Here is a 24,710-nt window from a genome sequence, read left to right on the forward strand (position 1 = left end):
TCCTTATCTGAAAATCCTAAACTCGCGGCGTCCGCCTGCAGCCCATGCGAAACATGAGCTTCAGCCATGACGCTGCCTCCATTCTTCCTCCAATCCTTGAAGCCGCTTTGCAACGAGACCGTACAAATCGGAAAGCTCGGCGTATCTGCGTTCAAATACGCTTAGGGACTCCTGCTCGTCGGACTGCAGTCCCTTAAGCCCGGACAGCAGACTAAGCGTCTGATCCAGCGATTCTCTCACCTTTTGCATTTCCAGCATTTTGGCGCGAAGGATGGTCACGCACAGATCGTCCGATATGTAGTAGTAGTCCCGGCGATCGTTTTTGTTCGCCGCCTTGAAGCACAAGGCCATGCGCTCCATCGCCCGCACCTGAACGCTGACCGCGGCTTTCGATACCCCGAGCCTGCCCGCGATTTCCTGCAAGCATAAAGGACCCGGAGCGAACAGCAGCAGGGTAAAAATTTTTCCGACAAGCGGACTGTACCCGTGTTCCTCAAACAAAAGTGACATATACTGCGTTACAAAAACTTGAAATTCTGTAAAGTTCTCTGGGTTTTGTCTCATATCAACTCCCCGTTCATTTATGTAATATCGTTGCTGACGGTGTTAACGATACCCCTATATTTCAAAATGACCAGTCGGTCAATATGTAATATAATCCAATTAACAGCTTATATCAACAGTTTTTTGAAATAATTAATAAAAAAGCAAGAATTAATGACCGGTCGGTCACATTCTTGACGAAATATTTGCTACCGTATACAATGTCCTTAAACATCTTGCTGCTCTTCGGCAAGCATGAACCCATTAGGACGTGAATCTGCGCATGAATGACAAAAAAACGCAACTGATCCTCGCTGCCATGAAGCTGTTCGGCGAACGCGACTACCATACCGCTTCGGTACAGGATATCGTGAGCCTGGCCGGCGTATCCAAAGGCGCCTTTTATCAATATTTTCAGTCCAAAGAAGAGCTTCTTCTGTCCATTTTCAAGCACTATTTCGACCGCATCGGCCAAGGGTTGCGGGAATTGTTGTCCGATTCCTCCCTGGATCCGAGAGAAGTGCTTATTCGCGGCATTCGTCTGCAATGCCAGTCCATCCTCGAAAACCAGGATTTTCTCTGCATGATGGTCAAAGGGATCGCTTTTACGGAAAAATCCATCAGCGAGCTGATGGCCCAAGGATCCGTCGAACATCTTCAATGGCTTCAGGAGCGTATCGTTGCATTGTACGGACCGGAACTGGAAGCGCATTCTATGGACTGTGCAGCCATGCTCGCCGGCTACATGAAGGAATACTTCTTCTTAAACATCTTTTTCCAGTATCCGATAGACAGCGCCAAGCTTTCCGAATATTTGGCGGCCCGGCTGGACGATCTGGTATCCGGCATTCGCCGAAGCCGGCCCGCTCCTCTTCTTGAAACGTCCCTAGGGCGAGTCTTACTCACCGGGAAGGGCGGCGATCCCGGCGTCCTGGCAGCGAACACCGAGCGCATTCGTTCCGTCATCCGCACTCAAATCGGCGATGAACGGACCGTCAGCGCGATGCTGCAATCGCTCGATACCATCGAAGAAGAATTAAACAAAGAGCACGGCAACGAAATTATCGTTCGGGGGATGTACAGCTACCTGCTCTCCCTGGCGAAGGAAAATCAACCTCTTGTCGATCTGCTAAAAACCACGTTCGCCTCGCGAATCGAGGCCTGACCGGATAAACGTGCCAAATAGGCCCGCAGAAGGAGCGACTCCTTGCCTGCGGGCTTGTTTCGTTCGCCCCGCTCCGCCGTTACGTTTCCCATGCAACCGCCTCGGTCACGGCCACAAACTCCCGTCCGGCGGAGTTGAAATCGATTGCCGTCAGCGGGGAAATTTAGTCCGTACATGCACGTCTCCGTCGCGGACCTTCATCTGCACTTCGCCTTGCACATCGGTGCGTAACACGCCCACTTTCCTTTCCTCCAGCCTGCCGAGCACCGTCGGATGCGGATGTCCGTACGTATTGCGCTGTCCGACGGAAATAACCGCATGTTTTGGCTTCCAGGCGTCCAGCCAGTCGGCGGTTGTTGAGGTCTTGCTGCCGTGGTGCGCCACTTTCAGCACGTCGATCGCGGTAAAAGCACCGCTGCTGCTATCGACGCCCCCGGGAAAATCCGCAGCGCCGATCTCTGTGCGGCCTGCACCCACTTCTCCGCCGTCACCCCCGCTTTTGCTTCCGGTTTCACGGACGCGCTTCCCCTCAGCAGCTTCCGAAACGCTGCTCAGCACCTCGCTCTCCGCCGTCGCCTCCATGTCCCCGGTGAACAGCCAATTCGTTCCGTCCATCTCCATCCGGAAAACAACTGAACGGTTGTTTTGTTCTTTTTCCAGCACAATCGGCTGCTCGCCGCCGTACGGGTACAAAACATGCAGCGCCGTCTTCGCGTCGATCTCAAGTTTTTGTCCCGCGCGGACGGCTATGAGCTTGACTCCCTTGTCCAGCGCTGTACGAAACAGCTTTTCCACCGCGGGGGAAGGCTTGAGCGTGCCGTTAAACAGCAGCGCCGAAACCGGAATTTCCTCCAGCACGGCCTGCAGCCCGCCGCAATGGTCGGCATCCTCGTGAGTCAAAATGACATAGTCGAGCCGGTGAACGCCGCGCTGCTTGAGAAGCGGAACGACGAGCTTGCGGCCCACCTCGAAAGGGTCCTTCCGTTCCTTCCACTCCTCTCCCGGTTTGCGAAAAACAAGCGTTCCTCCACCGTCTATCAGCAGCCGGGCTCCGCTTTCCGGCGTGCGGACGAGGATGCTGTCTCCTTGCCCGACATCGAGAAAATCGACCTCGCCGTCCCTGGCCCATCGCTGCGGATCGTAGCCATGCCAAAGCAGCGCCGCCAGCACAGCCGAGGCGACAAGCGGGACAAGCTTCCCGCCGCGGGATCGGCTCTGCACACCCAAATAGGGCGGCAAATATTGGGCGGATTCGCTTAGGCGCTCGAGCAGCGATTTCATCAGCAAGGCAAGAGATGCGTAATAAAGCGCCATCCACATGACGCTCGGCGTCGGCCATAACGTTTGCGCCCAATCCCAGTGACCGAGCCATTCCACGCAGCGGAAAATCATGTCGTTCAGCACGGCGAGCATGCGGCCGAGCCATCCGCCCGCCCACGGCCATGCGATACCGGCGATCATAGCCACCGTGCCGGCCGGCATGACCGCCAGGCTGAACACGGGAACGAGGCAAAGATTGGCGAGCAGCGACAGCAGCGACAATTGATTGAAGTAATAGATGGACACTGGGAACGCGATCAGCTGCGACATCACCGTGATCGATAAGGCGTCCCGCAGCATCGTTTGGCGGATCGGCATAAGCCGGTTCATCGCCGGCACGCCGACGATCAGCCCGATCGTCACGAGAAACGACAGCTGGAAGCTGACGTCAAACAAATAATACGGCTCCCACAGCAGCATGATCAGCCCGACCAGCATGACGGAATGCAGCCCGTCCTTCAAAATGTGGCGATACGCCGCGTAGAGCGCGATCATGCCCATCAGCCCCGCCCGGACGATCGAAGGCGAGGCTCCGGTCATCGCGATGTATAGCGGTAGCAGCGCAATGCAGGTAAGCAGTCGCGTTTCCTGCGTCAAGCCGAACCGGCCGAGAATCCACATCACGCACCCAACGAAAATGGCGACGTTCAAACCGGAAATCGCCAGTATGTGCGTGAGGCCGAGGCGCGAAAACTGTCTGAACTGCTCCGGATCCATATCGTCCGTCATGCCGATCAGCATGCCTTTCATAAAACCGGCCTGCTCCGCCGGAAACACCCGCTCTACCGCTTCCCCGAGAAAGCCGCGGAACTGATCGTTCCAGCGCAGCACATGAACGAGGCCAATACGCTCGGGCGGCGATACGGCTGCCTGTGAAGCACCTTTCACCTGAATAAGCCAATGAATATGCTGGCGATGCAAATATTCGCGGTAATCGAAACCGCCGAAATTTCTCGCCTCCTGCGGCAGCCGCAGCGTCCCGGCCAGCTCGATCCGATCTCCCCGCCGCCAGCCGGCAGCGACGCTCTGCTCGCTTTGCTCGAGCAGTCTGACGTTGATCTGGAACCTCTCTGCGGGCTCATCCCCCCGCCCAGCCGTTTCGGCGGCTTCTGCTTCCGATCCGGCGAACAAATTTCCTTTTACGATCAACGACGCCTTATCCCCGTCCACCTCGACAACGGAAGCGACGGTTCCATGCAGCCGAACCTCTTGTTCCGCCAGCTGCAAGGGCACGTGGGAAACGTTGCGATGTTCGGCCTCGCCGAAATATCCGGCTCCCGCCCCCATAAGAAGCAGGCCGCAAATCCACCATTTGCCCGGCACACGCATAGTCCATACAACGATGATCGCAATGCCGCACAGCAGGCTTGCATAAAGCGTCAGCAGTGGCAGCGGGCACCGCCAGGCCAACACGTACCCGGCAATCCAAAATATGCATACGGCCACGACCGGCCTGGTTGACATGGGATAACCTCCTTAGAATCGGGGGGCGCCGCCCCTAAATCGAGCGGACACCCCCTAAATCGAGCGGACGCCCCCTAAATCCCCCTGAAGGGGGACCCCAGGCGCTCGGGCGCCCTGGACCCGCCCGGTGGAGGGAATGCTCGCTGCTAGTTCGCGTTTGTCGGGAATCGATTTTTTGCTTTCAGGCAAAAAATCGGATACCCGACACGCTTTACATTGGGAGTGGGGTGCTGGGAGCTGCTGTGTGCCTCGGGCTCGCGTTTGTCCGCCATCGTTTTGCTCGCGCAAAACCGATGGCGAACACGCTTTACATTTGGTGCGAACGTTCGTAAACCTCCCTCCCTACTACGCCCGATCAAAGGTGTAAAAATGAGAGATTATACAACACAAAAAACCTCTACCATCCGCAGCTTGGCTGCAAATGATAGAGGTTCTTCCTCAATCTTTACGATATAGCGATGATACGGAACTGATATAACCTGCATGTTTAACGCTATTCCGCAAACAGATTTGTACCGCTCGATTCAACGACATTTGTCGTCATGCACGGTCGGTTCCTGCACGCACGAATCCGGTGCACGTTTCGGAGTCGCATGGCGGAGACCGGGGCTAGTTGGTCACCTCGGACAACACACCTTGCGGGGGCTCGTAGCCTTCGAGGCGGCGAAACGTGATGTTTCGCGCCTGCATCAGCGCTTCCACCTTCTCGCTATCCTTCGGATAAGCGCGGTGGTACACGATCTCCACGATGCCGCTGTTGGCCAGCATGTTGGCGCACGTCCAGCACGGCTGATCGGTGACGTACACCGTAGAGCCTTCGCGGTCTTTGCGGTCGGTAAACAGCAGCAGGTTTTGCTCGGCGTGAATCGTGCGGATGCAGCGCTGCTTTTTGATAACCTGCTCCTCGCCGCCGTCATGTACAAGCTCGAACTCCTCCACGAGCATGCAGCCCGCCTCCGAGCAGTCCGGCACGCCCATCGGCGCTCCGTTATATGCGGTGCCGAGCAGCTTTTTTCCCTGCACGAGCACAGCTCCGACATGTCTGCGGCTGCACTGCGAGCGGGTCGAAGCCATGTAGGCCATATCCAAAAAATACGTATCCCAGTCTTTTCTGGCTGTCATGGATAAGTAACTCCTTAAGATTGGCTGGCCCGAATCGCCTGGTCCAGATCGTAAATAATATCGTCGATGTTTTCCGTGCCGACCGACAAGCGGACCATGCCCGGGGTGACGCCGGTGGAAGCGAGCTCCTCGCCCTCCAGTTGGCTGTGCGTTGTGCTTGCCGGATGGATGATCAGCGACTTCGAGTCGCCGACGTTAGCCAAATGCGAGAACAGCTTCACGCTGTCGATCACTTTGCGGCCGGCTTCGAGGCCGCCTTTGATGCCGAAGGTCAGGATTGCGCCTTGCCCTTTGGCCATATATTTTTGCGCCAGTTCATACGCGAAGTGGCTCTTTAAGCCGGGATAGCTGACCCACTCCACCGCGTCGTTCCGCTCAAGGAATTCCGCCACCTTCTGCGCGTTCGAGCTGTGCCGCTCCATGCGCAGGTGCAGCGTTTCGAGACCTTGCAGCAGCAAAAACGAGTTAAACGGCGAAATCGCCGCCCCCATATCGCGCAGCAGCTGCACGCGGGCTTTGATGATATAAGCGATCGGGCCCACTGCATCGGTATAAACGACGCCGTGATAGCTCGGGTCCGGCTCGGTCAGGCCGGGGAATTTGCCGCTCGCCTTCCAGTCGAATTTGCCTCCGTCAACGATGACGCCGCCGATCGACGTTCCATGTCCGCCGATAAATTTGGTCGCGGAATGGATGACGATGTCGGCGCCGTGCTCCAGCGGGCGGCACAAATACGGGCTCGGGAGCGTATTGTCAACAATCAGGGGAATGCCGTTGTCATGCGCGATTTGCGCGACGGCCTCCACATCCAGCACATCGCCTTTCGGATTGCCGACCATCTCGGCATAAACCGCCCTGGTTTTGTCCGTGATCGCTTTGCGGAAGTTTTCCGGGTCGCTTGCATCGACGAATTTTACCTTGATGCCAAGCTTCGGCAGCGTCGTCGAAAACAGATTGTACGTACCGCCGTACAGGGTGGCGGACGATACGATTTCATCGCCGGCTCCGGCGATATTCAGGATCGAGTATGTAATGGCGGCCTGGCCGGAAGCCGTCGCCAAAGCGGCAGGCGCTCCCTCGAGAGCGGCGACTCTTTTTTCGAATACGTCGGTCGTCGGGTTCATCAGACGGGTGTAGATATTGCCGAATTCCTTGAGCGCGAACAAATTTGCGGCATGCTCGGAATCGCGGAAGCCGTAGGAAGTCGTTTGGTACAGCGGCACGGCCCTGGACATCGTTGCCGGATCGATCTCCTGCCCGGCATGTACGGCGAGAGTTTCTAATGCAAGTTTGCGTTCGTCTGCCATATCAATAAATCCCTCCCGAAAAAGATGGTATTGCCGGCATAACCGGCCAATCGAATATGCATCTATGAGATAAGAGCGCACGATTCCATTTTCGCACATTTATTGGAAAAGCGAAAGATCAACGTTGCGGCGGCCATAAGTCGGATTACGGGGCCGGGGATGCGGGCTCCACCGTAATTTTGTCCTTGATGTTTTCATACATTTTCGGGCCGATTCCCTTTACCTTCATCACGTCTTCCGGTGTCCGAAACGGCCCGGACTGCTCGCGGTAAGCGATGATCGCTTTCGCTTTGCTCGCTCCGATGCCCGGGAGCTCTTCCAGCTGTGCGCTGCTTGCGCGGTTGATGTCGATTTTTCCGGCTGCAGGCGTTGACGGCTTGTCCTCCTTAGCCGCGTCTTTCCCGGTTTCGGAAGAAGACGGCGTCTTGGTGCCCACCCCTGGTGCGGACGGTTTGGAATCGTCTTTTTTCACCGGAGCCGAGGCAGGCTCTTCCCCCGGTTTTTCTTGTTTTTCCAGCATCGCCTGCATTTCCTGGTTCAGCGGAGCCCATCCGGTCAGTTCGCTGTCCGCCGTAAAGAGAGGATAGACGATCAAAGCGGCGGCGGCCGCCAGTAAACCCATGCTGAGGGCAACCGATTTCGCAGAAATACTAACCAATGTTTTCCATTCCTCCTGTCCAAAATCCGTATATTCGCCGAATTGGTTCATATACATTAAAAAGTATTGAATAATTTTATGCGCTCAGAGTTTCTTACGAAGCAGGCATTGCCTGCGGCAATGCCCTTAGGAGGGATCGCCTTGAAAGTAGGGTTCATCGGTACCGGGAGTATGGGAAGTATTCTCATCGAAGCGTTTATTCAATCCGGCGCGCTCATTCCGGAGCAGATGCTGATCAACAACCGCACGCGCAGCAAAGCGGAGCGGCTGGCTGCAGCTTATTCGGGGCTTAGGATCGCCGATTCCCCCTTGAACATCGTGCAGGAAAGCGACATCGTTTTTTTGTGCATCAAACCGGGAGAATTTAAACCGGTGCTGGACGAGATCGCTTCCGCCGCCACGGCTTCCCACATTTTTGTCTCCATTACGAGTCCCGTACTGCTTCGTCATCTCGAGACCCAAGTGCCTTCCAAAATCGCCAAAATCATTCCGAGCATTACCAACTTCGTGTTAAGCGGAGCCACCTTGTGCATGTACAGCGATCGCATGACGGCCGAAGACAAAGAGCTGCTCGAAAACCTGCTGTCGCATATCAGCGCGCCGATTCGCATCTCTGAGCGGCATACGCGGATCAGCTCGGATTTATCCAGCTGCGGTCCGGCTTTTTTGGCCTATTTCCTGGAAAAATTCATTCAAGCCGCAGTGGAGGAAACGGGAATGCCGGAGGAAGAAGCAACGGCCCTCGCCAGCGAGATGGCACTGGGAACCGGCAAACTGCTTACGACCGGCGGGTTTACCCCATCCAGCTTGAAAAAGAGGGTTACCGTCCCCGGAGGGATTACGGCTGCGGGTTTAAACATGTTGGAAGAAGATTTGCACGGCGTGTTTAACGAACTGGTCCGCACCACGCATGCGAAATATGAGGAAGAACTGGAAAAAATGGAAGCTAAGTTTTTAGGGCAAAAGGTAGATTGATGTGCGGCACTACGCAAAACGTAATGCCGCACTTTTCCTTAGGGGCGGTTAGCCGACGACGATGTTGACAAGCTTGCCTTTTACGGCAATGACCTTGCGCACCGAACGTCCGGCAATCGCTTCTTTAACTTTGTCAAGACCGAGAGCCAGTTCCTGCATCGCGGCTTCGTCGCTGTCCGCGGCAATTGTGGCGCGATCGGCGATTTTGCCGTTCACCTGGATGACGATTTCGACCTCGTTATCGACGGTCCATGCCTCATCGTAAGTCGGCCAAGCTTCGTAGGTAACGGTGTCCGAATGGCCCAGCTTCTCCCACAGCTCTTCGGCGATATGCGGCGCGATCGGCGACAGCATCTGTACGAAATGCTCCATCGCCTGCTTCGGCAAGCGGTCGGTTTTGTAAGCTTCGTTGACGAAAATCATCAGTTGGCTGATCGCGGTGTTGAAGCGCAGCGCTTCGTAGTCCTCGGTCACCTTCTTGATCGTGCGGTGCCAAGTACGCTTGAACGACTCGCTGCCGAGCTGCTCATCAGCGCTTATTTTTTCACTCAAAGCTCCGTTTTCCCCGACAAACAGCCTCCAGATCCGGTTCAAGAAACGGAAGGTGCCTTCCACTCCGTTCACGTTCCACGGCTTCGTCGCCTCCAGCGGCCCCATAAACATTTCATACATGCGCAGCGTATCGGCGCCGTATTGGTTTACGATTTCATCCGGGTTGATGACGTTGCCGCGCGATTTGCTCATTTTCTCGTTGTTTTCGCCGAGGATCATGCCTTGGTTGACAAGCTTGTAGAATGGCTCCTTCGTGTCCACCACGCCCAGATCGTACAGCACCTTGTGCCAGAAGCGGGCATACAGCAGGTGGAGCACCGCATGTTCGGCGCCGCCGATGTACAAATCGACCGGCAGCCATTTCTTCTGCAGCTCCGGCGAGCACAGCTGGGCATTGTTCTTCGGATCGATAAACCGCAGGTAATACCAGCAGCTGCCGGCCCACTGCGGCATCGTGTTCGTCTCGCGGCGCGCCTTCATCCCCGTCTCGGGATCGATCGTATTGACCCACTCGGTGACGTTGGCCAGCGGCGATTCGCCTGTGCCCGACGGCTTGATTTCTTCCACGTCCGGCAAAAGCAGCGGCAGCTGGTCTTCCGGAACGGTTTTCATCGTACCGTCCTCGAGGTGCAAAATCGGGATCGGCTCGCCCCAGTAGCGCTGGCGGCTGAACAGCCAGTCGCGCAGACGGTAGGTCACTTTGCCCTTGCCTTTACCGTTTTGCTCCAGCCATTCGATCATGCGGGCGATCGCCTGTTCGTTGTTCAGTCCGTTCAGGAGCCCGGAGTTCACGTGCTCGCCGTCCCCGGCGTAAGCTTCTTTCTCGACGTCGCCGCCCTTGACGACTTCGATGATCGGCAGGTCGAACTGCTTCGCGAACTCCCAGTCGCGCTGATCGTGGCCCGGCACCGCCATAATCGCCCCCGTACCGTATCCGCCGAGGACATAATCGGCGATCCAGATCGGCACCTTAGCCCCGTTCACCGGATTGATCGCGTAAGCGCCGGTGAAAACGCCGGTTTTATCCTTCGCCAGGTCGGTCCGCTCCAGGTCGCTCTTGCGTGCGGCTTTCTCCTGATAGTCCTTGACCGCTGCCTGCTGCTCCGGCGTCGTGATGCGCTCCACAAGCTCATGCTCCGGCGCAAGCACGCAGTAGGTCGCTCCGAACAGCGTGTCGGGACGGGTCGTAAAGACCGTCAAAGCCTGCTCCGCATGGCCGTCGATCGCAAACTGCACCTCCGCGCCCTTCGACTTGCCGATCCAGTTGCGCTGCATGTCCTTGATGCTTTCCGACCAGTCAAGCTCTTCCAAATCCTCCAGCAAACGCTCGGCGTATTCGGTAATCTTCAAAATCCACTGGCGCATCGGCTTGCGGATGACCGGATGGCCGCCGCGCTCGCTTTTGCCGTCGATAACTTCCTCGTTCGCCAGCACCGTACCGAGCGCCGGACACCAGTTCACCGGCACCTCGTCGACGTAAGCGAGTCCTTTTTTATACAGCTGGATAAAAATCCATTGGGTCCACTTGTAATACTCCGGATCGGTCGTGCTGATCTCGCGGTCCCAGTCGTACGAAAAACCGAGCGACTTGATCTGCCGGCGGAAATTATTGATATTTTTCACCGTTATGTCTCGCGGGTGCTGGCCCGTATCGAGCGCATGCTGCTCTGCCGGCAGCCCGAACGCGTCCCAGCCCATCGGGTGCAGCACGTTGTATCCTCTCATCCGCTTGTAGCGGGATACGATATCGGTTGCCGTATACCCTTCCGGGTGCCCTACGTGCAGCCCGGCTCCCGACGGATATGGAAACATATCAAGCGCGTAAAATTTCGGCAGCGCGTCGTTATCGAGCGTTTTGAACGTTTTGTTTTCCTCCCAAAACTTCTGCCACTTGGGCTCCACAACCAGCGGGTTGTAGCCCGTCTGCTCCTTTACTTCCTGTGCCATTTGTGCCACTTCCTCCTCGATATCTTCCTGTATCTTTGAAAAATGAAAACGTCCCCGGTTACCCACAACAATTTGCTTTGCACCATTTCCAAGCAATTAAAAAACCTCCCGCCCTCTAGCGTATTCGCTAGGGACGAGAGGCTGAATTCCCGTGGTACCACCCTAGTTAACAAGAGGCATGCTTTGCCCTTGTTCACTCTGACCCTTAACGCGGGGCGACGAATCGGCTCGTCCGGACATTGCGGCAAGGCAGTTCCGAAGTTGACCTCAAGGCTCCAAGGCGAGTTCGCTGCTGGCATTTGCCGGCTTTCACCGCCGCCGGCTCTCTGGGAAACGCTCCGCACAGCTACTGCTCCTTTTCACAGCCAATCCGTATGTAATTGGTTAGATTATATGCAAAAAACGCCGCAAATGTCAAGCTCATCATCACCTGCGGATTAAACTGGGACGAACCCGGCCATACTGGGAATACTTACTTTGGAACCGAGGTGAACGCTCATGGCCGGAATCGTCAACGGCATTCTTCTTTCCCTGCCTTTGTGGGGCATTATTTTATGCGTGGTTCAGCTCATTTCGAGGTTATAGTCGAATTACCGCTTGACCGCCACGAAAAAAGCCCGCTGCGTCGATTCGTTCGGCGGAGTCCATGTAAAGTCGCCGTAGCTTTCCACCTCGCCGAAGCCGGTGCGGCGGAGCGCGCCTTTCCACCAATCAAGCGAATACGCCCGCTGTATATGCACATCCTCGATGCGCCGAAACTTGTCGGTGGACAAATCGTCCGCCGCACAATTGATCGCCGTCGTATCCTGCACGAAAATCGTCAGCGCATGCTCGATTTCGCATCGCCCCCCGTCAAAGTCGCATGTCCAAATATAAGCGATGTCGTCATCGTTCAAAAAAAACGGCTGGCTCTCCGCATAAGCGACGAGTTGTCCCGGCGTATGCACATCGAAGATGAACACGCCGCCCGGCTTCAGCCCGGCGTAAACCCGCCGCAGCGCGTCCTCCACATCTTCCTCTTCCAGCAAATAGTTGAAGCAATCGCAAAACGAGATGACCGAATCAACCGGCTCGGGCAGCTCCCACTCCCGCATATCCTGCTGCAGCAAAGTGACCGAACCGCCTCTGGGAAACGGCTGCCCTTGCTGCCTGATCTGCTCCAGCTTTTGCGAGGCGATGGCCAGCATCTCCTCGGACAAATCGATGCCGGTGACGCTCATTCCGAGCTGGGCGAGACGAAGCGAGATCGTCCCTGTGCCGCAGCCCAGATCGACCACCGTTTGCGGCCGTCCGAATTTGCTCCAGCACCGCTGGGCAAACTCGATCCAGTCCGGATACGGCATATCTTCCATCAGCCGATCGTAATGATTGGCGAATTGTTCGTAAGCCATTTAACCATTGCAGCTCCTTTTTTAGTTCCGCTTTTTCAAAAATATAGCATACGATGCCCGGCAACACAAAAAAAGCCGCATCGGCTTTACGGCCCCGCAGCTTTCATATGTCCGAAATATGCTTTCCATTCGCGCAGATGAACTTCCTGCTCCAACGACCGCATGAACAGCGCATCCAGCACATCGTCGCTCCGCTGATCCCGCTCCCGGCTCTCGTGCATCTGCTGATGAAGAGCCAATAACGAGCTCGCCAGCTGCCCCTGCTTCACCTGCATATCCGCCAGCTGTTTCGCCGCCGCACCCGCCGTGTCGGCGACAAGCTGGAGCAGTTCGCCTTGACGCTGCTGTTCGCCGCGAACCGAGCGAATTTCCTGTTCCATTATTGCGACGTATTTATCCAAACGTTCCATTTGCGCGGGAACTTTGCTTCTCTTGCGTTCGAGCCGCTCTACTCGGGTATCCAACGCTTGAATGTCCTGCTTGATAGCGTTAATATGGCTCTCAATATGATCCAGTTTGTGCAAAATTTGCTCAAGCAGCTTCTCTGGCATCGTGCGGTTCCCCCCTCGTATGTTATTATAGCTAAAATATGCAATTTTTACAAATAAATATTTACATTTGCGAAATTTTATACTGCGTCTCATCCCGCCCTGGCGATTGCTCGGCTCGCTGCGACGCAGCGCGGCCGGGCCCCGTTCATTAAGCCTTTGACTTGTGTCGGGCCGCGGCGGATCAGCGAGCGGATTTGTTCCGCCAATCCGGGAAAACGCAAAAAAACGGAGCTTTAAAGGAATGATGCGCTCATTCCGTTAACGCTCCGTATTACCGCTTATTTTCGTTTGTTGTTGCCGCCCACTCCCATGCCGGCCCCTCCGTCAATGGGCCGAGCGCCAGGATAGACTGCCGGAAGCGGAGGATCTGCCTCTTTTACGCCGCTTGCCGCTTTCCCTGCTCACTGCTCTTTATGCTTCAGATACGTCCAGCTGCCTTCCTGGTAGATGAGACCTTCCTTAAGCAGCTTGCCGATCGCACGTTTAAACGCAGATTTGCTCATCTGGAAGCGCTGCTGGATCAAGTCGGCCGGCGTTTCGTCGGAATACGGCATGGCCTGATTCGGACGCTCCCGCAAAAAAGCGAGCAGCTTGTCCGCGTCTTCGCCGCGCCCGATATGCTTCGGCTGCCGCATCGACAAATTGACGCGGCCGTCCTCCCGGACATGGGTCACTCTCACCTTGACCCGCTCGCCTACACGAAGCAGATGCGTCCTTTCCGACGCGTGGATCATCCCGATCGCGCCGAAGCCGACGACGCCCCCGTCCACAAGGACGAACGTCCCCATTTGCAGCGGCTTGTACACCGTCGCTTCGAGCCACTGGTTTTTCCACGCTGCCGGAGCGTTAAAGCAAAGCGGCTGCAGCTGTTCCTCACCGGCCAGCTTGGCTACAAGCCGGCCCTGCTTGTCATGGGCGAGAACAATAAACACCTTGTCGCCGATCTGCGGCCGCAGTTCCTTCAGTTCCGGCAGCTCGCGGAAAGGCAGCAGCAGATTGCGTCCAAGGCCCATTTCGAGGAAGCAGCCCATTCGCGGGTGGATGTCGACCACTTCCAGGAGCGCCACTTCTCCCAGTCGCACAAGCGGTTTTTTCATTGTAGCCGCAAGCCGGTCTTCGGTATCGTAATAAAGAAACACCTCGACGTCGTCGCCCGGCTGAACTTGCCCTGCAACTTCGCTGTAATGCAGCAGCACGTCGCGCTCCCCGTCGGTCAAAAAGTAGCCGTAAGGCGATTTTTCACGCGCTATCGGCAATGTGACAACCGTTCCGGCCTGCAGCAGGCCGGAATAGGCTTGCTCCCGCGGCTGCGGCTCGGCACCCCGGCGATCCGGCCGCGCATCGCGCTGCACGTAGCGCTTCTCACCGCCGGCATCCGCACGGCGAGGTCCGCCTTGCGGCCTGGCGCGGTCATGACCGCCGCGCGCATTGAAGCGGCCGCCGTCGCGCCCCTGCCAGCGCCCTGAGGCGCCTTCCCGGCTTGCTTCGCGGCCGCGATCTTCGCGCCCCTGCCACCGGCCCGGGGCGCTCTCCTCGCGGCTGCGGTCCGCCCGGCCCTCCCGCCGGCCTGCGCCGGTTATGCCGGCCGGGTTGTCCGTCTGCCCGCCGCCGGACATATCAGGACCTTGTCTCATACGCGTTCAACCACTTTCGCATCGGACCAAAGACGCTCGATGTTGTAGTACTCCCGATCGTCGCGATGGAACACATGCACCACCACGTCTCCCAGGTCTACAAGCACCCATCTTGCCGTCTCCATCCCCTCCATGCCGCGCACGCGCACGCCGCGCTCTTCGGCTTTTTTGCGGATTTCCGTCGCGATCGCTTGCACCTGCGTTTCGGAATTGCCGTGGCAGATGACAAAATAATCCGCTATCAGAGAGATTCCCTGCAAGTTTAACGTGACGATGTTCATCGCTTTTTTGTCGTCGGCAGATTCCACTACCATATTCATCAATTCGTCCGGTGCCAGGCTCATCAAATTCCTCCTCAAAGTGATTTGGCCTCGTCAACGAGGCTGTTTCGGGCAAGTACGGTTAAAGGATATATTTTTTTTCCTTGCTCTATCAAAAAACGGATCGTCGAGTCAAATCCGGCAATTAACGCCTTCTCTAAACTATGTTCGGCGATTTCCCGAATATTATGCACCCCGGGAAAATCCCGGTTCGGCTCGATATAATCGGCCAGACAAACGATTTTGTCCAGCAGCGTCATGCCCACGCGGCCCGACGTATGGTAGCGGATCGCGTCCAGCACCTCGTCGTCGTCGATGCCGTGCCGCTGCCTGACCACCCATGCGCCGGCATGGGCGTGCCACAGCTCTTTGTCATAATCGAGCAAATCCTGCGGCAGCCCGTTCTCGCGAATGATTTCGGCCTGCCTGTCGACCGGCCACGCTTTGCAGTAATCGTGCAGCAGGGCGGCCAGATCGGCCTTGATCGGATCGCCTCCATACCGCTTCGCGAGCTTAACCGCCGTCTCCATGACGCCCAGCGTATGAATCCACCGTTTTCCGGGGACCTCCCGCTGCACCGCTTCCATCAATTGATCACGATTCATATAGACGTTTCTCCTCGATATAATCGTTTACCGGGTCCGGGACAAAATACCGGACGCTCCTGCCTTCGGCTTTGCGGCTGCGGATCAGCGTCGAAGAAATGTCGACCACCGACATCGGCACAAGAGTAACCGCCTCCCGGATGTTCGCCGGCAGCAGCTCCAGCCGCAGCTCGGTCCCCGGCCGCTCCAGCCCGATGAAACCGATGCTGCTGACGATATCTCCGATCCGGTACCACTTCGGCAAATACTGCACCATATCCGCGCCGATGATGTAAAAAAATCGGTGCTGCGGATGCAGCTCCTGAAGTCTTGTGACCGTATCGACGCTGTACGATACTCCGCCGATCGCAAGCTCGACGTCGGTCGGCCGAAAATAAGGATGCCCGGCTACGGCCCGGCGGACCATCTCCAACCTTTGCTCCGGAGAAGCCTTCGGCGCATTCTCTTTATGCGGCGGGATGTGGCTCGGCATAAACCATACCTCGTCCAGCCCGCTCCCCTCGCGCGCGCATTCCGCCGCAATCAGGTGGCCGATATGGATCGGATCAAAGGTGCCTCCCATGATTCCCACTTTCATCGCTGCACCTTCTTTTAGACGTTGTTCCCGATGCTCCGCTGCTACACCGGCAGCTCGATCGTTTTGTTTTCCTTCGATTCCTTGTACAATACGATGATTCTGCCGATCACCTGCACGAGCTCCGCGCCGGTTCCTTCGGCGAGCTCTTCCGCGATTTCGTTTTTATCGTCCAGGCAGTTTTGCAGTACGGACACCTTGATCAGCTCCCGCGTCTCCAACGCCTGCTCTATACTAGTTATCATATGCTCGTTTACGCCACCCTTGCCAACTTGAAAAATCGGATTCAAATGATGGGCGAGCGAACGCAAATAACGCTTCTGTTTTCCCGTCAGCATGAAATTTCCTCTATTCCTTAAAAGATTGCTCGACCACATCGCGCATCGCCGCGATCGGCGCCGGCAGACCGGTCCAATATTCGAAGGCGTAAGCGCCCTGGTAAATAAACATGCCGAGCCCGCCGTGAATCACGGCGCCTCTTGCTTTCGCATCGTTCAAAAACTTCGTGATCAGCGGATTGTACACGAGATCGCTGACCACATGCCGTTCCCCGAGCAGAGACGTATCCATCGGCACCTCGTTCACATTCGGATGCATGCCGACGGACGTGTTGTTCACGATCAAATCGACTTCGCCTACGATGCCCGCGACTTCGTCCATGCCGATCCCTCGGGCTTCCGTGTGACGAGCCAAATAATCGGCGAGCTCCACCGCCTTCTCGCGGGTACGGTTGGCGATCCAGATGCGCGCCGCGCCGTCTTTGGCCAGCGCATACCCGACACCCCTTGCCGCGCCGCCGGCACCGAGCATGAGCACGCGTTTGCCGCGCAGGTCGATGCCCGTCTCTTCTTTCAAGGAGCGGACATATCCGATGCCGTCCGTGTTGTAGCCGATCAGCCGGCCTCCGTCGTTCACGACCGTGTTCACCGCGCCGATTTCCCGTGCTCCTTCGTCGATCTCGTCCAAGTAAGACATCAGCTCGACCTTATGCGGAATCGTGACATTGACGCCGCGAAACCCGAGCGCGCGTATGCCGCTCACGGCATCCTTCAGCGTCCCGGGCAAAATATGAAAAGCGGCGTAAGCGGCGTTCAGACCGGCCTCGCGGAACGCGCGGTTCAGCATGATCGGCGACTTCGAGTGCCGGACCGGATCCCCGAATACGCCGTACATGATCGTGTGGCTGTCCAGTTTCCATTCGCTCATGATTAAGTTCTCCCCCATTAAATCAACGATTCGCGCATGATCACTTTGACCCCTTTGGGAGCATGCACGACGATTTCCGCGCCGACTTCGGCGTTCGCTTTTACCCAGCCGAGTCCGGAAATATATACGTCCTTCTGCCCGCCGCGGGGAATGCGGATCGCATGTTTGGTCCACTTCGGCAGCTTGTCCAAGTCTTCCTTCGACGGCGGCGCAAGCAGCTCCCCCTTGTGCTCCTCGTAAAGCTGATCGGCCTTCTCCAGCTTCGTCCGGTGCAGATCCAGCGCATTCGACGCATAAAACGTAAACGACTGCCGCTCCCCTTGGACAAAATCAAACCGCGCGAGCGCTCCGAAAAATATCGACTGCCGCTCGTTGAGCTGAAACACGATCGGTTTGATCTCCCTCGTCGGCATCAGCTTTTGCAAATCCTTTTTCGTCACGAGCTCCGTCAGCCGATGCTCGTATACGATGCCCGGCGTATCGATGATCGAGGAGCCGTCGTCAATCGGGATGCGGACCGCATCGAGCGTCGTCCCCGGATATTGCGAAACCGTCAGCTCGTTATCCAGATCGCTGTAATCGCGGATCAAGCGGTTGATCAGCGTCGATTTGCCGACGTTGGTCGAACCTACGACATAGATGTCGCGGCCGTTCCGATGTTGATCCAGCGCCGCAAGCACCCGGTCGAAGCCGACGTTTTGCTTCGCCGAGCAAAGCACGACCTCCACGACCTTCAGCCCTTGCTCCTTGGCCTGCCGCTGAACCCAATTGACGATCTTATTATGGTTCACGAGCTTCGGCAGCAAATCGATTTTGTTCACGACCAGCACTACCGGATTGCCCCCGATAAACCTCTGTAAGCCGCTGATCAGGCTGCCTTCGAAATCGAAAATGTCGACGATATGCACGACAAGCGATTTCGTGTTGCCGACCTGATTCAGCAGCCGCAAAAATTCATTTTGATCGACCGTGAGCGTAGACGCCTCGTTATAGTTTTTAATGCGGAAGCAGCGCTGGCAAATGACCGGATCCCGCTCAAGAGCCGCGGCCGGTACATAACCGACCTTGTCCGACCTCTCCGTTTGCAGCTTGACGCCGCAGCCGGCGCATTGCGACGGGTGTGTGTTCGTTTCCGTCATGATAAATCCTGCCTTTTCATAAAAGATAATGCAGCCCTCTCCAGGCGGCGGTTCACCATTTTCGTGAAAAACCCTTCGTCCGCCGGGGAAATCGGCTGAACGAGAATGGTGTACAATCCCATCCGATTGCCTCCGAGCACATCCGTCAGCATCTGGTCCCCAATGACAGCGGTATGCTCCGCCTTCAGGTTCATTAAGGTCAGCGCCTTTCGGAATGCGGACGTTGTCGGCTTTTTCGCCCGGTAAATGAACGGAATGAGCAAGGGCTGGGCAAATTTGGTCACCCGCATCTTATTGTTATTGGACACAATGACGACCTGGAATCCGGACTTCCGCAGCTTCTGCAGCCATGCCTGCAGCTCCGGCGTCGCATACGGGGCTTTGGCGCCGACCAGCGTATTGTCCAGGTCGGTGATGATGCCGCGAATCCCCTCGTTTTGAAGCTGCTGCAAATCGATGTCGTAAATCGTATTGACTTGATGTCTCGGTATGAGCTTGCTTAACAACCGCTTCGTCACCTCTAAATTTTTCCTTGATTATATACGACACACTATACCATAATTGTTTCGGTTAAAAAAGTGCGCGACACAGCCGGGTCCGTAAGCGCCTCATAACTGATGGACAGAAAGTTAAAAAAATCTTTAAATAAATTAAATTTGTCGAAAAATGATTGAAATTTACAGCATATTTGGTATATATACAACGAATCGGACAATGTCAGGATGGGTCCTTCTATGGGATCGCTTCTCGGCAAGCACATTTTTTGGACTTAAGTATCGAGCGCACTATCCGTATTGAAGAAATCTATATATGAAGGGAAATGGGTGGAAAAACCGGCAATTATGAAGACGATTACTGCAGAACATGAGACTTTCATACAGTCTGAGAATTGCGTATTGAATTTGCAAGGTTTCGCCTCCCGTTTTAACTTTACTCCCAGGGAACTCGAGATCATATCCCTTATCCTTATGTACGGCTTGTCAAACAAGGAAATTGCAAATACGTGCCGCATCAGTGAAAAAACGGTCAAGAACCATTTGGCAAATATCATGGGCAAGCTTGAAATAGGCTCGATCCGCCAGCTTTTCCCGGTCGTACTGCATTTTATAAGGGGATCTTAGCCGTTTATCGGAGTAAGGTCCCATTTTCTCCTGCCATGGGAGGCGCAAAGTCGTCTTCATCCCGGAAGGATCAACTTTGCGCGGGACGGACAAGTAGAATTCGTGATGCAGGCCGCTTTGCACAGGACTTCGGCCGCTCAAAACCGATGCATCTTCTCAAGCGTAGCAGGCTCGTCGCTATAGGGGCGATATGCGTTATTTGTACGCAGGTCCCTTCGCAAATCGATTTCAAATGCGACGTACCGAATAGCCTCAAGCTCCTTTTTCTCGCCGGCGGGGAGCTCCCCCCGCCCCCCTTGTCGGAAGTTGTAAGGCGCGTATATTCAAACAAATCATCGATCCCCAAACGTTAAATACAAAAAAGTCCCTTAGCGGGACTTTTTTTGTAAGAGCACTTTCCGACAAACTTTAAAGCAAATAATTGCCGCGAGTTTATTAAAACAATCCGTTGCGGCAAAGCTATGCTGCAGCTCTCAAAAGAGAACGAAGTGTTGCATGAAAAAGTCGGTGAAACGAGCGGGGTGGAGGAATCTTGCTGAAGAAGCGCCAGCGGTCGCCTTTGTGAACGGATTTCTACGCCGAATGGCTCGTAGCATCGCTTTTTTGATCGCGCGCCTACAGCTGCGATCGGAGCTTCTGCACCGACTGTACCGTGTTTTGCCAATCCTGCTCGGTCACTTCCGCCTTGCTGTACTTCGCCTTTTCGAACGCGTTCAAAATTTGCTCGAGATCGGCCTTCATCCACTTGCTCTGCTTGGACCAGCGCTGCACCGCTTCGCGCACCGTTTCGTGCTCATGGCGGGTGTACCCTTTGCGGCGGAAAATGCGCAGCAGCTTCTCGCATTCGACGATGACTTTTTGCTTAAAGAGATGCGCCCGTCTTTGCTTGAGCCGCTCCTGCAGCACGGATAGCCACTCGAACCGGTAAGCTGCATATACAAGGATAAGCAAAGCGGCGATAATTCCGCCATAAGACGTAATATGCTCCGATGCAGGCAGCGCGCTTTCCGGCTCCGGCTCCGTTACCGTCGGAATCGTCGACAAATCGACGGGAAGTTCCGGAGCCTGAACGGCCCTCGGCAGCACGAAGCCCGATGTCGGCTCGAACGGAATCCAGCCCCAGCCGGCGAAATACGCTTCCACCCAGGAATGCGCATCGGCGTTGCGCACGGTGTAAATGCCCCCGGCATCGGGATCGACCATACTCGGATCGAGGCCGAGCAGCTCGGTTTCGTCCGTCGGCAAAACTCCCGAGGCGTAGCCTTTTACCCAGCGGGTCGGGATTCCGAGCGTCCGCAGCATGATCGCCATCGAAGTCGAATAATAATCGCAGTAGCCTTCCTTGATTTCAAAAAGGAACCGGTCCACGAAATCGCGGCTCCGCCCCTTGCTCACGTCCGGCTTGTTCGTATAAGGGAACGTGAGTCTCAAATATTCCTCGATGATTCTCGCCTTGTCAAAAGGATTGGTCGCATCTTTGGTCAAATCCGCCGCCAGCGTGCGCACCCGTTCGGGAAGACGGTCCGGAAGCTGCAAATAATCGGCAAATTCGTTTCGGTTCGGCAGCTCCGCAGGCGCTTTGCGGAGCCCCTCCTCGTCGATGATCGGCATTTGCGACACGATCGTATACGTTTTTGGGTACGGCTGCCTAGACTGTTCGTTGAAGCGCAGCTCGTCATGCTGCGGCGACCACAAGAAACGTTCCATCCCGCCGCCCGAAGTATCCACCGATTCGACCTTCTGCATAAAAAGCGAACCGAACAGAACCGGATACGTCTGTTCGTCCATCATCGTCACCGTCTGCTTGACTTCGACCGTTTTAAGCTGGCTGCCGGCCATCTTCGGATCGGGGGCGAGCGTCTGGCCGGTACGGACTCCCGTCAGCGCCGCACGGCGCTCGGCTTCGCTCATTTCCCATCCTTTTCCGTTATAAAAGGATCGCGTTTCTCCGCGCCAGTAGCTGCGGTGCGTCGTATCGACCGTCATGACGGGCGTGTAATCGAAATTGAAGCTGCCCCCGAGCGCTTGATCGCTTCGCGAGTAGCCCGACGACGTGTCCGCCGGGGATACCGCAACCTCGATGCCTTTGCCCGTCGTAAAGCTCGCCGGCTGGCCGCGCAGATTGCGCCACGCGGTATACGGATCGGTCATCAGCGGACCGATTTCCGGCATCAGCGCCCCAACGATGATCGTAAGGCTGACGAGCAGCACCACCGGCGTCGCAATGGATGCCGGGTATTCCGTCAAATAGCCGTATGCCGACGGATCTTTCTTTTTAAGCTGCTGGAAATGACTGATAATGAGCAAAAATAACCCGCAAAATAACATAACCGCGACCTGCGGCCATAGAAAAATCGAGGAGAACGAATCCCGGATGCAAAGAGCCAAAATACTGATGACGATCATCGCATATATGCGCCATTTCGCTTCGACCCACCAAATGGCGGCGAGGTATACGACCCATGCCCCGAGTGCGAACCACAGGTATGGAATCAGCATGACGATGTTTTCCATGAACCTGCCGGACAAATAGGTCGGGAGCCCGACCTTCGGGATATGGCCGATTCCCGTCAGCACGTAATGATTCGCCGCTATTATTGCAATCAATTGAAGCAAGCTTCTGATGACCCAATGAATCCGGGGAATGATTTCGATTACAAAGGTGAGAAGCAGCGTCAGCTTCACAATGGTGATCGTTTCCGGCAGCCAAACATGCTTTTCCTTCGCAATCCATTCCACAAACTGAAGCAAATAGATTCCGATGAGCAGGATGGAAAGCCGCCGCTGCCAATCGCCCAGCAGCATTCTTGCCCATGATTTTTCGGAAGCGCCCATTTTATCCGCGACCTCCCAACACGACCGGCAGTTCGGCGAGCGAGCCGATGGCATAGCCCATAAAGCCGTTCGCTCTCAATGTTTTCAGCCACAGCTCTTTCCGCTCCGGCTTCCCCGTCACCATGATGTGGCACGGATTGAGCTGCAGCTGCTTGAGCCAGCTCATCAGCTGCAAAGCGGCTTCCCCTTCCACGGGGCTGATGACGGCGATAAAGCTGCCCGGTACCAGGCTTTGCACGTGCTCCTTGAGCACCCGGCGCAGCGGGTGCGTGCCGTCCGCTTCCACGCCGATCAAATGCTGCATCACTTCCTTCTGCTGCAGCTGACCCGGCTTCGGCTCGTAATAGGCTGTTGCCGCGCCGACCGAAATGAGGCCGAGCGCGAAGCTGCGGCTGGCCCCGTACTGGAATAACGATGCGGCGACAGATACGGCAAGCTCGAAATGATCTTCGCCGGCATAAGATTTGCCGTGACGGTCCAATACGACATATGTTTTCGGAAGCGATTCGCGCTCGAACTCCTTCGACTTCCACGTCCCTGTTTTCGCCGTCGCATTCCAGTGAATGCGGGAGATCCGGTCGCCGTAAATATATTCGCGCACGCCGTTGATTTGCGTCGTTTCGCGCACCGCACGCGTCGTGGACGAATGGTGGTTCGTCCCCTTCATCATTTGATGGAATTGGTGCCATTCCCGGATCGGCACCGTCTGCGGCAGCACGGACAAGCTGTGCGGCACCTGCAAATAACCGGTATGCTCGAACAGGCCGAAAATATCCTCGGTAACGCACTCGGTCGTGCCGAACGTGTAAAACCCGCGGCGCAGCGGCGGCGTTTTGTATTCGAAGGAGCCGCGCCTCTTCCAGTCGGGAATAAGCGTAAATTCGAACGGAAACTCCTGGCCGTTCCGGTGGAACAAACGCTCCTTGACAAACACGTAAGGAATCGGCCAAACTCCGGGAATATGCAGCTGCATCTGCACCGAAACGGACGTACCCGCCTCGATCGTCGCTTCATGATCGAAGTTCATGATTTGCCGGGTGCCGGTCGTTTTCTTGATGCCGCTCCATTTGCCCAGCAGCAAATAAACGCTAAGGATCGATACGACCACAAACAACATGAGCGCCAGCTTTCCGCCCTGAAAGAGCAAAAAGCAGAGGCTTCCGATAAAGCTGCCGCCGACCGCCCAAATTTTGAGCGTCAGCCGGTGCGGCTGAACCAGCTTGCGCAAAGCAAATTCCCTCATCGCGATCACTTCTCCAATCGAACGGGAACTCTCACTTGCTCGAAGATGGACTGCAGTACGGATCCTACGGACGCCCCGTCCATGCGGGCCTCGGAATGCAATATAATGCGGTGGCCAAGCACATAAGGCGCCAAAAACTTGATATCGTCGGGAATGACGTAATCTCTGTTTTGCAGCAGCGCATACGCTTTGGAGGCTGAGACGAGCGACAGCGTCGCACGCGGGCTCGCGCCAAGGAAAATAGCCGGATGCTGCCGCGTCTGGCGCACGATCGATACGAGGTAAGTCGCCACCGCATCGTCCAGATGCACTTCCTTCACCTTTTGCTGCAGCCGCAATATTTGCTCGACCTCCGCTACCGGCTGTATCGTTTCGAGCGGGTGCACGACGCTTTGCGACGTGATCATCTGCTTCTCGATATGTTCGTCCGGATATCCCAGACTGAATTTCATCATAAACCGGTCCAGCTGCGCTTCCGGCAGCACGTAAGTCCCTTCGAAATCGATCGGGTTTTGCGTAGCGAGCAGCAGAAACGGCTTCGGCAAATCGTGACATTCGCCGTCCACCGTAATATGCCGCTCCTCCATCGCCTCAAGCAGAGCGGACTGCGTCTTCGTCGTGGCCCGGTTGATTTCGTCCGCCAGCAAAATATGCGTCATCACCGGCCCCGGCCGGAACATGAACACTTCGTCTTTCGGGTGATAAATGGAGACGCCGGTAATGTCGGTGGGGAGAAGATCGGGATTGCATTGAATGCGGCGGAACTGGCCGCGGACGGATTTTGCAAGCGCTTTAATCATTACGGTTTTACCGGTCCCCGGAACATCTTCAAGCAGCACATGTCCTCCTGCCAGCAGGGTGGTCAAGAGCAGCATGATTTCATCCTGCTTGCCTAATATGCATGATTCCAGATTAGCTTGAATCAGTTTCAAAGCCTGTAGGTCGTCTCTTGTCGAAATCTCCATGTTCTCCCGTCCTCCTGTGCATGTTTTGCGCCGGCCACGCCGGCTTGTCACCTGGCTGCATATATGTAAACGC

At 55.9% G+C, this 24,710-nt stretch carries 22 protein-coding genes and 1 other annotated feature; of the genes, 3 read left to right on the plus strand and 19 right to left on the minus strand.

Features of this window, described 5'->3' with window-relative positions; genetic code table 11:
* Positions 1-60: 60 nt before the first annotated feature.
* Positions 61-564 carry a GbsR/MarR family transcriptional regulator gene (locus MYS68_RS15940; protein WP_248926782.1) on the minus strand — a complete coding sequence of 168 codons (504 nt, stop codon included), beginning with the start codon at positions 562-564 and terminating at the stop codon, positions 61-63.
* A gap of 262 nt (positions 565-826) precedes the next feature.
* Here MYS68_RS15940 and MYS68_RS15945 point away from each other — a divergent pair, with 262 nt between their 5' ends.
* The gene (locus tag MYS68_RS15945; RefSeq protein ID WP_248926783.1) at positions 827-1,708 is read left to right on the plus strand and encodes a TetR/AcrR family transcriptional regulator; all 882 of its coding nucleotides are present in this window, start codon (positions 827-829) and stop codon (positions 1,706-1,708) included.
* A gap of 150 nt (positions 1,709-1,858) precedes the next feature.
* Here MYS68_RS15945 and MYS68_RS15950 read toward each other — a convergent pair whose 3' ends face one another.
* The 4 genes from MYS68_RS15950 to MYS68_RS15965 form a co-directional block, all read right to left on the minus strand.
* Entirely contained in the window at positions 1,859-4,492 is a 2,634-nt protein-coding gene (locus MYS68_RS15950; RefSeq protein ID WP_248926784.1) for a DNA internalization-related competence protein ComEC/Rec2, read from the minus strand.
* A gap of 609 nt (positions 4,493-5,101) precedes the next feature.
* Complete coding sequence (locus MYS68_RS15955) at positions 5,102-5,614, minus strand: deoxycytidylate deaminase (protein WP_248926785.1); 513 nt, start codon at positions 5,612-5,614, stop codon at positions 5,102-5,104.
* Positions 5,615-5,628: 14 nt separating this feature from the next.
* Positions 5,629-6,921, minus strand: a complete 1,293-nt coding sequence (locus MYS68_RS15960; protein ID WP_248926786.1) for a homocysteine synthase — start codon at positions 6,919-6,921, stop codon at positions 5,629-5,631.
* A 145-nt stretch (positions 6,922-7,066) separates the two neighbouring features.
* Entirely contained in the window at positions 7,067-7,579 is a 513-nt protein-coding gene (locus MYS68_RS15965; RefSeq protein ID WP_248926787.1) for a ComEA family DNA-binding protein, read from the minus strand.
* A gap of 141 nt (positions 7,580-7,720) precedes the next feature.
* On the opposite strand from MYS68_RS15965, the gene comER reads away from it, so the two are divergent.
* Entirely contained in the window at positions 7,721-8,554 is an 834-nt protein-coding gene (gene comER, locus MYS68_RS15970) for a late competence protein ComER (RefSeq protein WP_248926788.1), read from the plus strand.
* 48 nt (positions 8,555-8,602) lie between these two features.
* On the opposite strand, the gene leuS is transcribed toward comER, so the two are convergent.
* The 11 genes from leuS to MYS68_RS16025 form a co-directional block, all read right to left on the minus strand.
* Positions 8,603-11,053 (minus strand): leucine--tRNA ligase, encoded by a 2,451-nt coding sequence (gene leuS / locus MYS68_RS15975; RefSeq protein WP_248926789.1) that lies wholly within the window; start codon positions 11,051-11,053, stop codon positions 8,603-8,605.
* 126 nt (positions 11,054-11,179) lie between these two features.
* Positions 11,180-11,425: a binding site (T-box leader), on the minus strand.
* 218 nt (positions 11,426-11,643) lie between these two features.
* Positions 11,644-12,444, minus strand: coding sequence for a class I SAM-dependent DNA methyltransferase (locus MYS68_RS15980; RefSeq protein WP_248926790.1), 801 nt, complete (start codon positions 12,442-12,444; stop codon positions 11,644-11,646).
* Positions 12,445-12,530: 86 nt separating this feature from the next.
* On the minus strand, positions 12,531-12,995 hold the full coding sequence (locus tag MYS68_RS15985; RefSeq protein ID WP_248926791.1) for a hypothetical protein: 465 nt from the start codon (positions 12,993-12,995) through the stop codon (positions 12,531-12,533).
* Between the two features lie 401 nt (positions 12,996-13,396).
* Positions 13,397-14,278 (minus strand): CvfB family protein, encoded by an 882-nt coding sequence (locus MYS68_RS15990; protein ID WP_248930923.1) that lies wholly within the window; start codon positions 14,276-14,278, stop codon positions 13,397-13,399.
* A 347-nt stretch (positions 14,279-14,625) separates the two neighbouring features.
* The gene (gene rsfS, locus MYS68_RS15995) at positions 14,626-14,973 is read right to left on the minus strand and encodes a ribosome silencing factor (RefSeq protein ID WP_248926792.1); all 348 of its coding nucleotides are present in this window, start codon (positions 14,971-14,973) and stop codon (positions 14,626-14,628) included.
* A gap of 11 nt (positions 14,974-14,984) precedes the next feature.
* On the minus strand, positions 14,985-15,554 hold the full coding sequence (yqeK, locus tag MYS68_RS16000) for a bis(5'-nucleosyl)-tetraphosphatase (symmetrical) YqeK (protein ID WP_248926793.1): 570 nt from the start codon (positions 15,552-15,554) through the stop codon (positions 14,985-14,987).
* Positions 15,544-16,131, minus strand: a complete 588-nt coding sequence (locus MYS68_RS16005) for a nicotinate-nucleotide adenylyltransferase (RefSeq protein ID WP_248926794.1) — start codon at positions 16,129-16,131, stop codon at positions 15,544-15,546. Before MYS68_RS16005 ends, yqeK begins: the two co-directional genes overlap by 11 nt.
* Positions 16,132-16,172: 41 nt before the next feature.
* Entirely contained in the window at positions 16,173-16,466 is a 294-nt protein-coding gene (gene yhbY, locus MYS68_RS16010) for a ribosome assembly RNA-binding protein YhbY (RefSeq protein WP_248926795.1), read from the minus strand.
* A gap of 10 nt (positions 16,467-16,476) precedes the next feature.
* Entirely contained in the window at positions 16,477-17,334 is an 858-nt protein-coding gene (gene aroE, locus MYS68_RS16015) for a shikimate dehydrogenase (RefSeq protein ID WP_248926796.1), read from the minus strand.
* 17 nt (positions 17,335-17,351) lie between these two features.
* Complete coding sequence (yqeH, locus tag MYS68_RS16020; RefSeq protein WP_248926797.1) at positions 17,352-18,473, minus strand: ribosome biogenesis GTPase YqeH; 1,122 nt, start codon at positions 18,471-18,473, stop codon at positions 17,352-17,354.
* Positions 18,470-18,979 (minus strand): YqeG family HAD IIIA-type phosphatase, encoded by a 510-nt coding sequence (locus tag MYS68_RS16025; protein WP_248930924.1) that lies wholly within the window; start codon positions 18,977-18,979, stop codon positions 18,470-18,472. The genes yqeH and MYS68_RS16025 overlap by 4 nt, the downstream gene beginning before the upstream one ends.
* 318 nt (positions 18,980-19,297) lie before the next feature.
* Between MYS68_RS16025 and MYS68_RS16030 the strand changes: the two genes are divergently transcribed.
* Positions 19,298-19,594 (plus strand): helix-turn-helix domain-containing protein, encoded by a 297-nt coding sequence (locus MYS68_RS16030; RefSeq protein WP_248926798.1) that lies wholly within the window; start codon positions 19,298-19,300, stop codon positions 19,592-19,594.
* A 615-nt stretch (positions 19,595-20,209) separates the two neighbouring features.
* Here the strand turns inward: MYS68_RS16030 and MYS68_RS16035 are convergent.
* Genes MYS68_RS16035 through MYS68_RS16045 form a run of 3 tightly spaced genes read right to left on the minus strand, consistent with a single transcriptional unit; the run spans position 20,210 to position 24,637 of the window.
* The gene (locus MYS68_RS16035) at positions 20,210-22,429 is read right to left on the minus strand and encodes a transglutaminase TgpA family protein (protein ID WP_248926799.1); all 2,220 of its coding nucleotides are present in this window, start codon (positions 22,427-22,429) and stop codon (positions 20,210-20,212) included.
* Between the two features lies 1 nt (position 22,430).
* Complete coding sequence (locus MYS68_RS16040; RefSeq protein WP_248926800.1) at positions 22,431-23,672, minus strand: DUF58 domain-containing protein; 1,242 nt, start codon at positions 23,670-23,672, stop codon at positions 22,431-22,433.
* Positions 23,673-23,677: 5 nt separating this feature from the next.
* Complete coding sequence (locus MYS68_RS16045) at positions 23,678-24,637, minus strand: AAA family ATPase (protein ID WP_248926801.1); 960 nt, start codon at positions 24,635-24,637, stop codon at positions 23,678-23,680.
* Positions 24,638-24,710 lie beyond the last annotated feature (73 nt).

Origin of the sequence: Paenibacillus hamazuiensis, from assembly GCF_023276405.1 — a bacterium.
Lineage (GTDB): Bacteria > Bacillota > Bacilli > Paenibacillales > NBRC-103111 > Paenibacillus_AF > Paenibacillus_AF hamazuiensis.

What these genes read in the sequence shown, in the direction of transcription:
- yqeH (WP_248926797.1), bottom strand. Translation starts at nt 18,473, where the DNA reads ATGACGGAAACGAACACACACCCGTCGCAATGCGCCGGCTGCGGCGTC.
- MYS68_RS15985 (WP_248926791.1), bottom strand. Translation starts at nt 12,995, where the DNA reads ATGCCAGAGAAGCTGCTTGAGCAAATTTTGCACAAACTGGATCATATT.
- aroE (WP_248926796.1), bottom strand. Translation starts at nt 17,334, where the DNA reads ATGAGCGAATGGAAACTGGACAGCCACACGATCATGTACGGCGTATTC.
- MYS68_RS16035 (WP_248926799.1), bottom strand. Translation starts at nt 22,429, where the DNA reads ATGGGCGCTTCCGAAAAATCATGGGCAAGAATGCTGCTGGGCGATTGG.
- MYS68_RS15945 (WP_248926783.1), top strand. Translation starts at nt 827, where the DNA reads ATGAATGACAAAAAAACGCAACTGATCCTCGCTGCCATGAAGCTGTTC.
- MYS68_RS16040 (WP_248926800.1), bottom strand. Translation starts at nt 23,672, where the DNA reads ATGAGGGAATTTGCTTTGCGCAAGCTGGTTCAGCCGCACCGGCTGACG.
- MYS68_RS15940 (WP_248926782.1), bottom strand. Translation starts at nt 564, where the DNA reads ATGAGACAAAACCCAGAGAACTTTACAGAATTTCAAGTTTTTGTAACG.
- MYS68_RS15955 (WP_248926785.1), bottom strand. Translation starts at nt 5,614, where the DNA reads ATGACAGCCAGAAAAGACTGGGATACGTATTTTTTGGATATGGCCTAC.
- MYS68_RS16045 (WP_248926801.1), bottom strand. Translation starts at nt 24,637, where the DNA reads ATGGAGATTTCGACAAGAGACGACCTACAGGCTTTGAAACTGATTCAA.
- yhbY (WP_248926795.1), bottom strand. Translation starts at nt 16,466, where the DNA reads ATGCTGACGGGAAAACAGAAGCGTTATTTGCGTTCGCTCGCCCATCAT.
- yqeK (WP_248926793.1), bottom strand. Translation starts at nt 15,554, where the DNA reads ATGAATCGTGATCAATTGATGGAAGCGGTGCAGCGGGAGGTCCCCGGA.
- rsfS (WP_248926792.1), bottom strand. Translation starts at nt 14,973, where the DNA reads ATGAGCCTGGCACCGGACGAATTGATGAATATGGTAGTGGAATCTGCC.
- leuS (WP_248926789.1), bottom strand. Translation starts at nt 11,053, where the DNA reads ATGGCACAGGAAGTAAAGGAGCAGACGGGCTACAACCCGCTGGTTGTG.
- MYS68_RS15950 (WP_248926784.1), bottom strand. Translation starts at nt 4,492, where the DNA reads ATGTCAACCAGGCCGGTCGTGGCCGTATGCATATTTTGGATTGCCGGG.
- MYS68_RS16005 (WP_248926794.1), bottom strand. Translation starts at nt 16,131, where the DNA reads ATGAAAGTGGGAATCATGGGAGGCACCTTTGATCCGATCCATATCGGC.
- MYS68_RS15960 (WP_248926786.1), bottom strand. Translation starts at nt 6,921, where the DNA reads ATGGCAGACGAACGCAAACTTGCATTAGAAACTCTCGCCGTACATGCC.
- MYS68_RS15980 (WP_248926790.1), bottom strand. Translation starts at nt 12,444, where the DNA reads ATGGCTTACGAACAATTCGCCAATCATTACGATCGGCTGATGGAAGAT.